The sequence below is a fragment of the Ruegeria sp. R13_0 genome (assembly GCF_017743995.1).
Classification (GTDB): Bacteria; Pseudomonadota; Alphaproteobacteria; order Rhodobacterales; family Rhodobacteraceae; genus Ruegeria.
The window spans coordinates 35769-50219 of sequence record NZ_JAGHRB010000003.1 but is presented as its reverse complement, the minus strand read 5'-3'; the positions used below and the strand labels follow the sequence as shown (position 1 = coordinate 50219).

At 59.1% G+C, this 14451-nt stretch carries 18 protein-coding genes; 12 read left to right on the top strand and 6 right to left on the bottom strand.

Annotation, left to right across the window (positions count from 1 at the left end):
- Nucleotides 1–4: 4 nt before the first annotated feature.
- Entirely contained in the window at nt 5–3349 is a 3345-nt protein-coding gene (gene carB / locus J7394_RS04610) for a carbamoyl-phosphate synthase large subunit (RefSeq protein ID WP_209251308.1), read from the bottom strand.
- Nucleotides 3350–3526: 177 nt separating this feature from the next.
- Here carB and J7394_RS04605 point away from each other — a divergent pair, with 177 nt between their 5' ends.
- From J7394_RS04605 to aspS, 4 genes are all read left to right on the top strand, one after another.
- Nucleotides 3527–4654 (top strand): aminodeoxychorismate synthase component I, encoded by a 1128-nt coding sequence (locus J7394_RS04605; RefSeq protein ID WP_209251307.1) that lies wholly within the window; start codon nt 3527–3529, stop codon nt 4652–4654.
- Nucleotides 4609–5253: an aminotransferase class IV family protein gene (locus J7394_RS04600; RefSeq protein WP_209251306.1), complete on the top strand. Its 645-nt coding sequence runs from the start codon at nt 4609–4611 to the stop codon at nt 5251–5253. The genes J7394_RS04605 and J7394_RS04600 overlap by 46 nt, the downstream gene beginning before the upstream one ends.
- Nucleotides 5250–5921, top strand: a complete 672-nt coding sequence (locus tag J7394_RS04595; RefSeq protein WP_209251304.1) for a CPBP family intramembrane glutamic endopeptidase — start codon at nt 5250–5252, stop codon at nt 5919–5921. Before J7394_RS04600 ends, J7394_RS04595 begins: the two co-directional genes overlap by 4 nt.
- A gap of 77 nt (nt 5922–5998) precedes the next feature.
- On the top strand, nt 5999–7774 hold the full coding sequence (aspS, locus tag J7394_RS04590; RefSeq protein ID WP_209251302.1) for an aspartate--tRNA ligase: 1776 nt from the start codon (nt 5999–6001) through the stop codon (nt 7772–7774).
- 368 nt (nt 7775–8142) lie between these two features.
- On the opposite strand, the gene J7394_RS04585 is transcribed toward aspS, so the two are convergent.
- Nucleotides 8143–8859, bottom strand: coding sequence for a response regulator (locus J7394_RS04585; RefSeq protein WP_209251300.1), 717 nt, complete (start codon nt 8857–8859; stop codon nt 8143–8145).
- 135 nt (nt 8860–8994) lie between these two features.
- On the opposite strand from J7394_RS04585, the gene mce reads away from it, so the two are divergent.
- Both mce and J7394_RS04575 read left to right on the top strand, forming a co-directional pair.
- Nucleotides 8995–9399, top strand: coding sequence for a methylmalonyl-CoA epimerase (gene mce, locus J7394_RS04580; protein ID WP_209251298.1), 405 nt, complete (start codon nt 8995–8997; stop codon nt 9397–9399).
- Nucleotides 9400–9420: 21 nt separating this feature from the next.
- Entirely contained in the window at nt 9421–9693 is a 273-nt protein-coding gene (locus J7394_RS04575; RefSeq protein WP_170374730.1) for a DUF1467 family protein, read from the top strand.
- 2 nt (nt 9694–9695) lie between these two features.
- Here the strand turns inward: J7394_RS04575 and J7394_RS04570 are convergent, their stop codons facing one another.
- From J7394_RS04570 to J7394_RS04560, 3 genes are all read right to left on the bottom strand, one after another.
- Complete coding sequence (locus J7394_RS04570) at nt 9696–10388, bottom strand: EI24 domain-containing protein (protein WP_209251296.1); 693 nt, start codon at nt 10386–10388, stop codon at nt 9696–9698.
- Entirely contained in the window at nt 10385–10963 is a 579-nt protein-coding gene (locus tag J7394_RS04565; RefSeq protein ID WP_209251294.1) for a nitroreductase family protein, read from the bottom strand. Before J7394_RS04565 ends, J7394_RS04570 begins: the two co-directional genes overlap by 4 nt.
- 187 nt (nt 10964–11150) lie before the next feature.
- Complete coding sequence (locus tag J7394_RS04560; RefSeq protein ID WP_170460576.1) at nt 11151–11390, bottom strand: hypothetical protein; 240 nt, start codon at nt 11388–11390, stop codon at nt 11151–11153.
- Nucleotides 11391–11510: 120 nt separating this feature from the next.
- Between J7394_RS04560 and J7394_RS04555 the strand changes: the two genes are divergently transcribed.
- The 4 genes from J7394_RS04555 to J7394_RS04540 all read left to right on the top strand — a co-directional run bounded on the left by J7394_RS04555 (nt 11511) and on the right by J7394_RS04540 (nt 13181).
- Complete coding sequence (locus J7394_RS04555; protein ID WP_209251293.1) at nt 11511–12212, top strand: M48 family metallopeptidase; 702 nt, start codon at nt 11511–11513, stop codon at nt 12210–12212.
- Nucleotides 12209–12577, top strand: a complete 369-nt coding sequence (locus J7394_RS04550; RefSeq protein ID WP_170480391.1) for a YigZ family protein — start codon at nt 12209–12211, stop codon at nt 12575–12577. The genes J7394_RS04555 and J7394_RS04550 overlap by 4 nt, the downstream gene beginning before the upstream one ends.
- 68 nt (nt 12578–12645) lie before the next feature.
- On the top strand, nt 12646–12897 hold the full coding sequence (locus J7394_RS04545; protein ID WP_209251292.1) for a DUF6455 family protein: 252 nt from the start codon (nt 12646–12648) through the stop codon (nt 12895–12897).
- A gap of 14 nt (nt 12898–12911) precedes the next feature.
- Nucleotides 12912–13181: a DUF6455 family protein gene (locus tag J7394_RS04540; protein ID WP_209251291.1), complete on the top strand. Its 270-nt coding sequence runs from the start codon at nt 12912–12914 to the stop codon at nt 13179–13181.
- 23 nt (nt 13182–13204) lie between these two features.
- Here J7394_RS04540 and J7394_RS04535 read toward each other — a convergent pair whose 3' ends face one another.
- A complete protein-coding gene (locus J7394_RS04535) occupies nt 13205–13447 on the bottom strand; it encodes a CDGSH iron-sulfur domain-containing protein (RefSeq protein ID WP_209251290.1) in 243 nt (80 codons plus the stop codon).
- Nucleotides 13448–13676: 229 nt separating this feature from the next.
- On the opposite strand from J7394_RS04535, the gene J7394_RS04530 reads away from it, so the two are divergent.
- Both J7394_RS04530 and J7394_RS04525 read left to right on the top strand, forming a co-directional pair.
- Nucleotides 13677–13862: a hypothetical protein gene (locus J7394_RS04530; RefSeq protein ID WP_247748062.1), complete on the top strand. Its 186-nt coding sequence runs from the start codon at nt 13677–13679 to the stop codon at nt 13860–13862.
- A gap of 139 nt (nt 13863–14001) precedes the next feature.
- A complete protein-coding gene (locus J7394_RS04525; protein ID WP_209251289.1) occupies nt 14002–14358 on the top strand; it encodes a diacylglycerol kinase in 357 nt (118 codons plus the stop codon).
- Nucleotides 14359–14451: the final 93 nt, after the last annotated feature.

The window sequence follows — 14451 nt, the reverse complement described above, 5'->3', positions numbered from 1 at the left end:
CGGGTCAGCCCTGCAGCGATTTCACCTCAACATCACCTTCGGCCTGTGCCTTGATCGCCAACGCTGCTGCGTGGCTGGCGGCGGCGGTGGTGAAATAGGGGATCTTGTCATAAAGAGCGATTGAACGGATCGATCGGCTGTCTTCCACCGCCTGTGCGCCTTCGGTCGAGTTCATCACCAGCTGAACACCGCCGTCTTTCATCAGGTCAGTCACATCGGGGCGTCCCTCATAGACCTTGTTGACCACTTCGCAAGGTACGCCCTGCGCGTCCAACCAGGTTTGCGTGCCGCGTGTAGCGACCAGTTCAAAGCCCTGATCGACCAGAACGCGCGCGGCCTCCAACATGTCCGGCCCTTTGTCGGTATCCTTGATTGAGATGAACGCACGGCCCGCCGAGGGCAGCACCATGCCAGCGCCGATTTGGGCTTTCAGGAAGGCACGCGGGAAGTCGCGATCCCAGCCCATGACCTCACCGGTCGAGCGCATTTCCGGGCCCAGAATGGTGTCGACACCGGGGAAGCGGGCGAAGGGCAGCACGGCCTCTTTCACCGAGAACCACGGCATGTCCGGGTCGGCCAGTGTCATCTGGTCGGCGATCTTGCTGTCGTCGACTGTTTTGTAGGGCGGGCGTTTAGGGAAGTCCGCCAGTTTCTCACCCGCCATGACACGCGCGGCGATGGACGCAATCGCGCTGTCGGTGGCTTTGGCGACGAAGGGGACGGTACGCGAGGCGCGCGGGTTTACTTCGATCAGGTAGATTTCATCATCCTTGATCGCGAACTGAACGTTCATCAAGCCGACCACGTTCAACGCTTTGGCCAGTTTGAATGCCTGTTCCTTGATCTGCTCGATGATCTCTTTCGAAAGCGAATAGGGCGGCAGCGAACAGGCCGAGTCGCCCGAGTGAACGCCTGCCTCTTCGATATGCTGCATGATGCCTGCAACGTGAACGTCAGTGCCATCGCACAGAGCATCGACGTCCAGTTCCACCGCACCGGCCAGATAGCTGTCCAGCAGAACAGGGCTGTCGCCTGAGACCACAACGGCCTCGTTGATGTAGCGCCGCAGCTGATCCATATCGCGCACGATCTCCATCGCGCGGCCGCCCAGAACGTAGGAGGGGCGGATCACCAGCGGGAAGCCGATCTCTTCGGCGATTTCAAGCGCCTGTTCATCGGTCGAAGCGATGCCGTTTTTCGGCTGCTTCAGGCCTAGCTCGTTGACTAGCGCCTGGAAGCGTTCACGGTCTTCAGCTAGGTCGATCGCGTCGGGCGTGGTGCCGAGGATCGGAATGCCTTCGGCCTCAAGCGCGTTGGCCAGTTTCAATGGAGTCTGGCCGCCGAACTGGACGATGACGCCGTGCAGCGTGCCGTTTTCCTGCTCTTTCGTCAGGATTTCCATGACGTGCTCAAAAGTCAGCGGCTCGAAGTACAGACGGTCCGAAGTGTCATAGTCGGTCGAGACCGTCTCAGGGTTGCAGTTGACCATGATGGTCTCATAACCCGCATCGGTCAGCGCGAAGCATGCGTGGCAGCAGCAATAGTCGAACTCGATGCCCTGACCGATCCGGTTCGGACCACCGCCGAGGATGACGACCTTTTTGCGGTCACTCGGGCGCGCCTCGCATTCGACCTCACCCATCATCGGAGCTTCGTAGGTCGAGTACATATAAGGTGTCTGCGCTTCGAATTCGGCGGCGCAGGTGTCAATGCGTTTGAACACGGCCTTTACGCCCAGATTGCGGCGGGCGCGGCGGACGTTGTCTTCGTCACGGCCAGTCAGGTTGCCCAGACGTGCGTCGGTGAAGCCCAGCATTTTTAGCTTGCGGATGCCGTCCTCGGTGACCGGCAGGCCGTCTTTGCGCACCTGACGCTCGGCCTCGATGATCTCGCGGATGCGGGCCAGGAACCAAGGGTCGAATTTGGTAACGCCGAAAATCTCATCATCGGAAAGACCATGACGCATGGCCTGCGCGATGGTGCGCAGGCGGTCGGGAGTCTGCTGGCTGATTGCTTTGATAACGGCAGCCTTGTCGTCCGCTTCGTCCCAGACACCGACATTCAGGCCGGGGATTTCGATCTCATCAAAGCCGGTGAGGCCCGATTCCATTGAGGCCAGCGCCTTCTGCATCGATTCGTGGATCGTGCGACCGATGGACATGGCCTCGCCCACTGACTTCATCGCGGTGGTCAAGTAGGGCTCGGAGCCCGGGAATTTCTCGAAGGCGAATTTCGGGATCTTGGTGACGACATAGTCAATGGTCGGCTCGAACGAAGCTGGGGTGACCTTGGTGATGTCGTTGTCCAGCTCATCCAACGTGTAGCCCACGGCCAGTTTTGCGGCGATCTTGGCAATCGGGAAACCGGTCGCTTTGGACGCAAGCGCCGAGGACCGCGATACGCGCGGGTTCATCTCGATCACGACCATACGGCCATCATCGGGATTGATCGCCCATTGTACGTTCGATCCGCCGGTCTCGACCCCGATCTCACGCAGAACAGCGATCGAGCCGTTGCGCATGATCTGGTATTCTTTGTCTGTCAGCGTCAGGGCCGGGGCGACGGTGATCGAGTCACCGGTGTGTACGCCCATCGGATCGACGTTTTCGATGGAACAGACGATGATGGCGTTGTCGGCAGTGTCACGCACCACCTCCATCTCGTATTCTTTCCAGCCCAGCAGGCTTTCATCTACGAGGATCTGATTAACCGGCGAGGCATCCATGCCCGAGCGGCAGAAATGGATGTAGTCCTCACGGTTATAGGCCACACCACCGCCTGTACCGCCTAGTGTAAACGCAGGGCGGATGATGGCGGGAAGGCCAATCTCTTCCAGCTCATCCAGTGCGATTTGCACACCCGCGTCCAAATCGGTGGAGCCATCTTCTCGCTTAGGGGCGGTCACGATGGTGGCTTTGGGGTTCTCAAGGCCCAGACGGTCCATTGCCTCGCGGAACAGGGCGCGGTCTTCGGCCATTTCGATGGCGTCGCGCTTGGCGCCGATCATCTCGACGCCGAACTTGTCCAGCACACCCATCTCTTCCAACGCGAGCGAGGTGTTCAGGCCGGTTTGACCACCCATGGTGGGCAGGAGGGCATCGGGGCGCTCTTTCTCGATGATCTTGGCGACCACTTCGGGGGTGATCGGCTCAATATAAGTTGCATCGGCCAGACCCGGATCGGTCATGATCGTCGCGGGGTTCGAGTTCACCAGAATGACCCGGTACCCTTCCTCGCGCAGCGCCTTACAAGCCTGAGCGCCGGAATAGTCAAATTCGCAGGCTTGTCCGATAACAATGGGGCCCGCCCCAATGATCATGATCGACTGGATGTCGGTTCTTCTCGGCATGGCCTTGTTCCTTCGATTGTCAGCGAGTCAGGGCACCGCCCCAGCGCCCAAATTGTCCTGCGTTATAGGGACCGCGCGAAAAGGTGCAAGAGGTATCGGGAACAGAGGTGAAATTGCCGCTTTCCCCCCTTTCCCTTGGCAGAGTATTCTCTATATCGCGCATCACGGCTTATGAGGATGCACTTGCGTATTCGTTTTGATCAGGGACCTGCCGGTCCGGGAACCCGGTTCGACCGGCCATCCCACATCATCCGGGCGGATGCCGCGGACGAGGTGCCACAGGCGTTGGCGGCCCTCGATGACGCGCGCGCGGCGGGCAGCTGGCTGGCCGGTTACGCCAGTTATGAACTGGGCTATGTGTTGGAACCTCGGCTACTTGGCCTGCTGCCGAGCGACCGCAAACTGCCGCTGCTGTGTTTCGGCGTCTATGACGAACCGGACCAAAGCGTGTTGCCCAAAGCCGAAGGCGGCGTTTCCGCGTTTCAGCCGCGTTGGGGTGAGACCCGCTACGCTCAGGCCTTTCAGGCAGTGCATGATGCCATCGGGGCAGGGGATATCTATCAGGCGAACCTGACCTTCCCGATTGATCTGAAGGTGGATGGGGAAAGCGCGGCGCTCTACGCGGCGCTGACATCCGGCCAGCCGGTCGGCCACGGAGCGCTTGTTCAACAGGACGGTCTGCCGGACCTTCTCAGCCGCTCGCCCGAACTGTTCTTCCGCACAGATGAAACCGGTCGAATCGAAACGCGGCCCATGAAGGGCACCCAGCCGCGCAGCGAAGACATGGCGGAAGATGCCCGCCGTCGCAATTTCCTGTCGTCGGATGAGAAAAACCGGGCCGAGAACCTGATGATCGTTGACCTGCTGCGCAACGATATCAGCCGCGTGGCGCTGCCCGGTTCTGTTCACGTGCCCGAGCTGTTCAAGGTCGAAACCTATGCCACGGTGCATCAGATGGTTTCGCTGGTGCGGGCGCAGCTGCAGGTCGGGGCCGGGTTGTCCGACATCATGACGGCCCTGTTCCCCTGTGGTTCGATCACCGGAGCACCCAAGATCCGCGCGATGGAGATCCTCTCCGAGCTTGAGCCCTGGGCGCGTGATATCTATTGCGGAACGATCGGTTGGGCCGCGCCGGATGGCCGGTCGGAGTTCAACGTCGCCATCCGCACGCTGATGGTGGAGGACGGAAAGGCCACGCTGAACGTCGGCGGCGGCGTGGTTTGGGACAGCACAGCCCCATCTGAATACGAGGAAGCCCTATGGAAAGCCCGCTTCGCCCACCAGTTGAGCCTGATTTCCGCCTGATCGAAACGCTGGGTTTTCACCCTGATCAGGGTTTCTTGCGGCGTGACAGGCACCTTGACCGTATGGCGCGCACGGCAAAGGCTTTGTCGCTGTCCTTCGACCGCAATGCGGCGCTTGCGATATTGTCCGACGTTACCAGCGATACCTCTTTGCGGTGTCGGTTGACCATGGACGTCTACGGAGGCTTTGACCTGACCGCCGCCGCTTTGGCTCGCAACCCTGAGGTCTGGCGGTTGGTGATACCCCAGACCCGGCTGAACTCGGACGACTTCTGGTTGCAGCACAAAACGACGCGCCGCGCTGTCTACGATTCTGCCCGAGCCTCCTTGCCGGATGACGTTGACGAGCTGCTGTTCCTCAACGAACGGGAGGAGCTGTGCGAAGGAACCATCACCAATCTATTCGTTGAAATGCCGGACGGGCGCAGGCTTACGCCTCCTGTGTCTAGCGGTCTTTTGCCTGGCATTCTTCGCGAAGAAATGTTGGAAGAAGACTGGGCCGAGGCAGTGCTGAACTTAAACGATCTGAAATCCGCAAAGGCGATATATATGGGCAACTCTCTGCGCGGCCTGATCCCCGCAAACCTGGTGGTACTATGAGCAACGACAGTGCGTTGGACCACCGCCCAGTGGCGATAGGACGCCTGCGGCTGGAATTCGGTGCGTTCTTCATTGCCGCCCCGCTGCTGATCGCTGTCCTGTTCCCGCCCAACTGGATGTTCCCGGCCTTGTTCGCGTTCACCGGGTTGGGCATCGCCCTTTTGCACGTTACACCGGGCTTCCAATGGGCTGAGCTTCGCTACAATTGGGCAAACTGGTCGATCCGTGAACTGGTTGCGTTCACGACAGTTACCGCCCTGTTCTGCACCGCGTTGATCTACCTAACCCGCCCGGATGCCGCCTTTTTCCTCGTGACCCATCGGCCCGATATGCTGGCCTTCATCTGGGTCGCCTATCCGCTTGTGTCTGCTCTTCCGCAAGAGCTGTTGTTCCGCCCGCTGTTTTATCGCCGCTACCATGGCATCCTGCCAGACGGCCGCAAGGCCGACCTCCTGAACGCGGCCATCTTTTCCTTCGCCCATCTGATGTACTGGAGCTGGATCGTCGCCGTCATGACTTTTGTTGGCGGCCTGCTGTTTAGCTGGGCCTATCGCAAACGAGGGTCCTTCTTCTATGCGGTGCTGCTGCACGCGATTGCGGGGAATATCATCTTTGCCGTGGGTCTGGGCGTGTATTTCTATTCCGGCAACGTTCAAAGGCCGTTTTGACGGCGCGACCCGCCTTGACTTTCCAAGCCTGACAGGGTGTATCGGCGCGACGAATTCTGCGCCCGAAGGGATATTCCATGCACGCCTATCGCAGCCACACCTGCGCCGCTCTGACCGCCGCCAATGTCGGTGAAACCGTCCGCCTGTCCGGTTGGGTGCATCGTGTCCGAGATCACGGCGGTGTGCTGTTCATCGATCTGCGCGACCATTTCGGAGTGACACAAGTTCTGTGCGACGGCGACAGCGCGGCTTTTGCCGAGCTAGAGAAAGTGCGCTCGGAATGGTGTATCCGCATCGACGGCACTGTAAAAGCGCGTGATGCCGATCTTGTGAACCCGAAACTGCCCACCGGCGAGATCGAAGTTTACGTGCGCGAGCTAGAGGTTCTGGGCGCCGCCGACGAGCTGCCGCTTATGGTGTTCGGCGATCAGGAATACCCCGAGGAAACCCGCCTGCGCTATCGCTACCTCGACCTGCGCCGCGAGGCGATGCAACAGAACATGACCCTGCGTTCGGACGTTGTGGCCTCGATGCGTCGCCGCATGTGGGATCAGGGCTTCCGCGAGTATCAGACGCCGATCATCACCGCCTCGTCGCCCGAAGGCGCGCGCGACTTCCTTGTGCCCTCGCGTCTGCACCCGGGCAAATTCTACGCGCTGCCGCAGGCCCCGCAGCAGTTCAAACAGCTGATCATGGTGTCGGGCTTTGATAAGTATTTCCAGATCGCGCCGTGCTTCCGTGACGAAGACCCGCGCGCAGATCGTTCGCCGACGGATTTCTACCAGCTCGACCTCGAAATGTCCTTTGTTGAACAGCAGGACGTGTTCGACACGATTCAGCCCGTTCTGGCTGGCGTGTTTGAAGAGTTTGGTGGCGGCCGCAAGGTTGATCAGGACTGGCCGCAGATTTCCTACAAGGACGCGGCGCTTTGGTATGGAAGCGACAAGCCCGACCTTCGGAACCCTATTAAAATGCAAGTGGTCTCCGACCACTTCCGCGGGTCTGGCTTCGCGATTTTCGCGAAGCTGTTGGAGCAGGAAGGCACCGAGATTCGCGCCATCCCAGCGCCGACTGGCGGTAGCCGCAAGTTCTGTGACCGTATGAATGCGTTCGCCCAGAAAGAGGGTCTGCCGGGGATGGGTTACATCTTCTGGCGCGATCAGGGCGAAGGAATGGAGGCCGCTGGCCCGTTGGCCAAGAACATCGGCGCCGAACGGACCGAGGCGATCCGTCAGCAACTGGGTCTGGGTATCGGCGATGCCGCGTTCTTCCTGGGTGGCAAGCCGAAAGCTTTTGAAAAGGTCGCCGGCAAGGCGCGTGATGTGATCGGTGAGGAACTTGGCCTGACCGAGAAAGATCGTTTCGCCTTTGCCTGGATCGTGGATTTCCCGATCTACGAGCAGGACGAAGAAACCGGCGCGATCGACTTTGAACACAACCCGTTCTCGATGCCGCAAGGCGGTATAGAGGCGCTGAACGGCAATCCGCTGGACGTGCGCGGTTATCAGTACGATCTGGCTTGTAACGGGTATGAGCTGGTTTCGGGCGCGATCCGGAACCACAAACCGGAAATCATGCTGAAAGCCTTTGAACTGGCAGGCTATGGCGCGGATGAGGTCAAATCCCGCTTTGGGGCCCTGTTCAACGCGTTCCACTATGGCGCGCCGCCGCACGGTGGCTGTGCTGCGGGCATCGACCGGATCGTGATGCTACTGGCGGATGAAGCCAACATTCGCGAGGTCATGATGTTCCCGATGAACCAACGCGCCGAAGATTTGATGATGGATGCGCCGTCCGATCCAAGCTCGGATCAATTGATGGAGCTGGGGCTTCGCATTATCCCGCAGGATTAAAGAAACAGCCGCCCGCTTTTAGCGGGCGGTTTGCGTTTGAGTGGGCGAAACCAAGCAATTGCTTCGTTTCACCTGATCGCGCCGATCATTGGGGCAAGACTGCGTTTGTATTTCGGTTCTGTCTCGCCACCTCAATCCCCTGATATGCCAGTGACCTTCTCGGGACGTTGGCGTCGCTCAGCGCGTCAGGCAAACCTGGCCTAGATCGCTTCGGGTTAAACCTGTGACACGAATACCCTGCCACGCTTTAGTCCAGAGGATTGGCCACCCCGACCCGTTTCGCCCGGATGGCCTGAGCCGAGTTGCGGGCCTGTCGGTACATCCACAAACACAACAAAGATGCGGTGATGAAATAGGCGGTGATCAATTCAGATAGCCTCTTTCTGCTGCAATCTGTCTTGAACAATCCCGGCAACTTGCGCGGCGCGCGCTGTGATCGGCGTGCCCTCGGAGCGCGAAGCTGCAAGGTCCTTTGCCGCCTTGATCAAGACCAGATCATTGGCCTCACGCGCGACGCTGCCGAGAAACTGGGCTGCATAATCCAGCGTGCGGTGATCATTCGGACTGGCCAGCACATCGGCGATATGGGCCATGTCGTCCTGATAGGCGAGGGGGTCGGGATGGATCTGCTCATCCCGGACCGCGTGCAGCTCGCTGGGGCGGCGTTCTTCGGGCAGCAGCTCGAGAATGGTTCTTTGAAAGAAGGCCATGGATTTGATTGGTTTATCCAGAAATCCATCTGCACCAGCCTGCATCGCCTGTTCACGGGTGCAGTCTTCGCCGGACATGCCAAGGATTACGCCGATCCGAGGGGTGGCCTGCGTCAGTTCGGCAATCAGATCGGCGCCCGAGCCATCCGGCAGCCCCATATCCACGACGACGATCGAGGGGCGATAGATCTGCAGGTGACGCCGTGCCGATTTCAGGCAATCTGCGCGCCGGATGCGCGCGCCACTGTGCAGGCACATCAGGCGGATCACGTCGCAAGAGTATCGGCTGTCTTCGACAACCAGAATGGTCTGTCCCCGCAACGGCCGGGTCGCGGTGGGTGTGGCAATGGTGGTCAATGGTCCCGAATCGTCCATGGCAGCTCTCCTATCCAGCAGATGCCTCACGCTAGGAACTTCTGGCTAACACAGGGTTAACGGGCAATTTGGCGCACTTGTTCTTTGACCGGGCAGCCCCCATAACCCAAGCAACGCAGGACAGAGGAGACTATCATGATTGGACGCCTGAACCACGTTGCCATCGCCGTTCCGGACCTTGAGGCCGCATCGGATCAATACCGCAATGCGCTGGGCGCCAAGGTGGGCGCGCCTCAGGATGAACCCGATCATGGTGTGACGGTTGTCTTCATCGAACTGCCCAACACGAAGATCGAGCTTCTGTACCCGCTGGGTGATAACAGCCCGATCAACGGGTTTCTGGAAAAGAACCCCGCCGGAGGTATCCACCACGTCTGCTACGAGGTCGACGATATCATCGCCGCGCGTGACCACCTGAAAGAAACCGGCGCGCGTGTGCTAGGCTCGGGTGAACCCAAGATCGGTGCCCATGGCAAACCGGTGCTGTTCCTGCACCCCAAAGACTTCAACGGTTGCCTGGTCGAGTTGGAGCAGGTCTAACACCAGCCCGGAGGGCCTGACATGACTATCACTGCCGCTTTGGTTCTGTTTGCTGTCATTTGGTTCATGACGCTGCTGATCGTTCTGCCTATTCGTATCAAGACGCAGGGCGATCTGGGGGATATCGTTCCGGGCACCCATGCGGGTGCGCCGGAAGAGCATCACATGAAAAAGAAGATGTGGATCACCACCGGCATTTCGATCGTTCTGTGGGCGATCATCGCCGGGATCATCCTATCAGGCGCGATTTCTGTGCGCGACTTCGACTGGTTGAACCAGCTGGAACCGCGCTGACCTCAGGTTCCCGAAAGCTTGTGATAGATATGGGTGAACGTGGCCGCCCCGAGGATTGGGATCACCAGGTTCACCAAAGGAACGGAAAGCGGGATCGCCATCAGCGTTCCTGCGGCCCAGATTGTGGTGACGTGTTTGGCGCGTAGCTTGCGTGCCCCGTCACGACCCAAGCGGCGCATCGCTGCCAGCGTAAAATACTCTCGCCCCAGCAGAAAACCGTTCATCGCCCAGAAAATGAAGGGCGCGAAGGGTGGGAAGATCGCGTAGAGGATCAGCGCAAGAATATTGGCCACAATCAGAACGCCCAAAAAGCCCAACCCATCCATGATGGCCTCGGATACCGGTATCCTTGGGGCTTTGGGCAGGGTTGGATAATGCTTGTCCTCGACGGCCTGTGCCACGTCCTCGAGAAAGATTGAGGTGATGGCCGAGGCGACCGGCACCATCAGGAACACCGGCAACACCAGCACCAGAAAAATGCCCGAGTAATTCAGCACGTCATTCAACCACGAAACCGTGCCGACGAAAGGCAGTGAAATCTCGTTGCCGGATAGCGAATTGATGAACCAGATCGCGCCCGCGCAGGCGAGGATCAACAACAGGATGGTGAGCCCGATACCTCGAAACAGGACCGAGCGGAATTTTGGGTCTCCGATCTGACCCAGCGCCGCAAAAAACGCGTTGAGGATGATCATTCCGCGACCCATTCCGTCAGGGCGAAAACATCGGGCCGAGGGCGCTCGGGCGGGGCGCTGCCTTCGGTGGCGATGTGAATCAGGCCCGCGACGCTTTCATTGTCGGCGAGACCAAATGCTTTCTGGCAGAAGACACGGTCATGGGTCTGCCAGCCGGACAGCCAGTTGGCGCCCCATCCTGCGGCCAATGCCGCGTTCAACAGCGCAAGACAGACCGCGCCCGCCGAATAGGTCTGTTCGATGGCGGGGATTTTTTCGGAAGGCTTCTGAACCTCAATCACGGCCACGGCCAGATGTCCCAAGTCGAACTGGCTGCGGGCCTTTGCGATGTCTTCGGGGCTTTTGCCCAAAGCGGTGCCGCATTCCTCGGTCAGGCTGGCCAGACGCGCCATGGCGCCTCTTTCCAACACAATGAACCGCCAAGGCTCTAGCTTGCCATGATCAGGGCTGCGTGCGGCTGCGGTCAACAGCGGCACCAGCTCATCCCGCGTCGGAGCCGGTGCGATCAGCGTTTTCGCCGGACGAGAGCGGCGCGCCTGCAGAAATTCCAGCGCGGCGGGGTTTTTCAGGGACATATGTTAACTTCCTTTACATCAGCGGTTTGTATTTTGGTTGCCACGGCTTGGGTTTCAAGGGGCAGGGCAAGTTCGCTGGGTCTTTTCCGGCCGGACAGTGGGGCCTACAGAAAAGGGGTTTGAATGGCTACATTTGGGATATCTAAGGCATCGGCGTGTCGCCGTCCATGCGCGCGCTTCGAGGGCCTTAATCCTGCGTTTCGCGAATCTGATAGACGCCTTCGGGCAGGTCTAGCGCGGCTGCCAGATCACGCACCTGTTCAGGCGACAGCGTTATCTTCTGGACCTCACCGGTGCGGGGGTCAAATTGCTCCAACGTTACACATTCCGCGAAGCTGTTGATGACCACGTCCTCGTTCAAAGGCTTGTCGCCTTCATCCACCAGAGTGATCACCGTCGAGTCGAATTCATGCTCAATCGAAAACATGAGATCAGAGTGCGCGCGACCGCCCTGCAATGCAAGTCGTTTGGGCGCGATCCGGGTATGGTCGTGTCGTCATGCGCGCGCTATGTTCCCCTTAAGGCCTGACCGCTTGAAGGAAACCTGATGCGTCGACTCATTCTTCTGGTGATTGCACTGTTTCTGGCGGCATGCAGCGCGGAAACCCTGCGTGAGCAGTCCGTCGCCGAATGGGAGGCCTCGGACGCGCCCGTGACGGTTGTGACCTTCCGCGAGGTGAGCCGGGCAATCGGTGACGAAGCACGCGCGCAATGTCTGCGTGCCTCAAGGGGTCAGAACTGCGACTTTCGAATTCTGGTGGACTTGAACCCAAAGGCTCCGGCCAATGCGTTTCAGACGCTGGACGACAAAAAACAGCCGGTGATCATTTTTACCCGCTCGATGATCCAGTCTGCCCAGAACGCAGATGAGCTGGCCTTTGTCATGGGCCATGAGGCAGCCCATCACGTTCTGAGTCATATCGCCCGTCAAAGCGAAAATGCCAGCGCCAGTGCCGCGAAATTCGGAGACCTGGCGCGGCTTCGCGGCGGCAGCGACGCCGAGATTGAACAGGCGCAGAAACTGGGTGCTAAAGTGGGCGTGCAGGCCTATGTCCAAGCCTTCGAGCTTGAGGCGGATCAACTTGGTACCATTATCACCTACAATGCCGGGTATAACCCCTTGGTCGGTGCCAAGTACTTCGACCGCATTCCGGATCCCGCTGACAAGTTCCTCAGCACACATCCACCCAACGCGCAGCGCGTGCAGATCGTTCAGGAAACGGCCCGGCAGCTTGGATTGACCCAATGACGGATGTGTTGCGGATGGGGGTCGTTCTGACGGATCGGGGCTCGAAATACGCGGTGTCGGGCGCACATGTCGAATCGCGGGCCGAGATTGATGCGGTGCTGGACGCGCTGCGTTCGGACAAAAGCTATGCCAAGGCCACGCATAATACATGGGCAGCGGTTTTGCCGACTGGCGGACTAAAGGCGGACGATGGCGAAAGCGGCGCTGGTATGGTGATCTTACGTATGTTGGAGCGTGAAGGCCTGCGCAATCACGTGATCATCGTCACCCGCTGGTATGGTGGCAAGAAATTGGGTGGAGACCGCTTTCGTCGCGTTCAGGACGCCACGCGCGCCTATCTGGACCGGATCAGCGCCCCAACTTGACCTGAATCAAAGTCCTTTGGCCCATGCTTGCTACCCTGTTTGCCAGCGCCACAGGGAAAGGACGCAACATGCCCAGCCTGAAATCACTGCGATTGCATGCCGGTTTGGTGGACGACATGGCAAACATGCTGGATATCGATCTGGAGGAAGCCACGATCCGGGGCGATGTGTCCATGGACCAGCTCTCAGAGGCGGTACTGCGCTGCACCGATTGCCCCAATCCCGACAATTGCCAAACGCTGCTGGCTCAAGCGTCGTCTCTAAGCCGGACCCCTGAATACTGCCGCAACAAAGACTTGCTGCATAAACTGATGCCCTAGCGCGGATTAATAGGATGCCGCATCTGGGAAACATCATGACCCATTTTCGTCTGGTCCTGCGCATGGGGCAGACAACCGGCGCAGACCTTGTTCAGGCGCATCGGTCCGGCAAGCTCAGCCAAGAGGAATGGGCCGAGATGATCCAGTTCTGCCGAGGGTGCGCATCTGCGCAGGATTGCCCCGAATGGATGGATCGGCAGGCCGCGGGCGCAGACGCACCGCAGACCTGTCCGAATCGGGCGAAATTCGCCGCGCTCAAGGCCGCGCAGACCGAACAGGCCTGAGGGCTCAGGACCTGACCTGCCAATCAGAGTTTGGAATGCGACCCGTCGCACAGGGGTTGCTTGGACGTGTGTTTACACCCGCAGAAGAACACCTTTTTGCTGGCCTCAGCAGTGTATTTGACCGGCTCGAACGTGCTGCCTTTGTGGGAGCCATCGCAGAAAGGTTGCCGCTTGGACTGGCCGCAGGAGCACCAGAAATAGCTTTTCCCTTCTTCGACCTCGACGGGAATGGGCGAGTCCTGGGCGATGATCGGGGGCTGAGACATGTGGCTACTCCGTCCTTTGGCTGATGTCTGAAAAAAGTCTAGGGTTAAGTTTCGAAAAAGGTAGCCTGTCTTGGCGCGTAGGTCGCAAATTGCCGATCATGCTGGCATGGAATCGCTGCGTTTCACGGTTTTGTGATTGATTCTGTTGCCAGATTGCTTGTCAGCCCGTATTCTGGTCCTGGCCCCGAAAATTGGGCAATATCAGCAAAGTAATAAAGGAATGATGGACATGAAACTGAAGTTCGCCGCCGTTGGTGCATTTGCCCTGATCCTGACTGCCTGTGCGCAGCAGGAAGAACCGACCCCCGTATTTGTTCAGCCGAGCTATGACAAAGCTGGCACGCCAAGCTGCCCGGGCGGGTATGAGCTGGCAACAACCGAAGCAGGCCAGACTGTCTGTAACCCGGTACAATAAGGTTTTTGCAGGCGGCCCCGATGCGGGCCGTCTGCACATCCAACGGAGTTTTTGCCGCCCTTGGGGCGGTTTTTTCTTGCCCATTGCACCGCAGGCGCCAACGGTTCAGAACGGCACGACAGCAATCGCCCGAGGACCCATGCTCAATTTCTTTTCCCGCCTCAAGGACCGTACCAAGTGGAGCTGGCAAGGATTGCTCGCCACCTGGCGGGAGGAGTATTCCTTTCGCGTCTGGGGCTATGCCAACCTGATCTCGGCGGTGCTGGCTGTGTGGTTGCCGATAAGCGGGGCCGAGCGTGGTTTGATCCTTGTCATGGGTGTTCTGGTGCTTGTGGCTGAGCTGTTCAACACGGCCATCGAACGCGCGGTTGACTATACCTCGACCGATCATCACCCGCTTGCGGGACAGGCTAAAGATGCTGCGAGTGCTGCCGTTGCATTGACCGCGATTGCCGCCGGGATCGCCTGGGCCGTAGCGCTGATTGGTCTGATCTAGGACGCGTTAAGCTACGCTTAAAACCTAAAGCGCTCAGCGAAACTTACGATGTATCTTGTGACGCAGACCAAATGATCTGTGTTTCAGATGCCG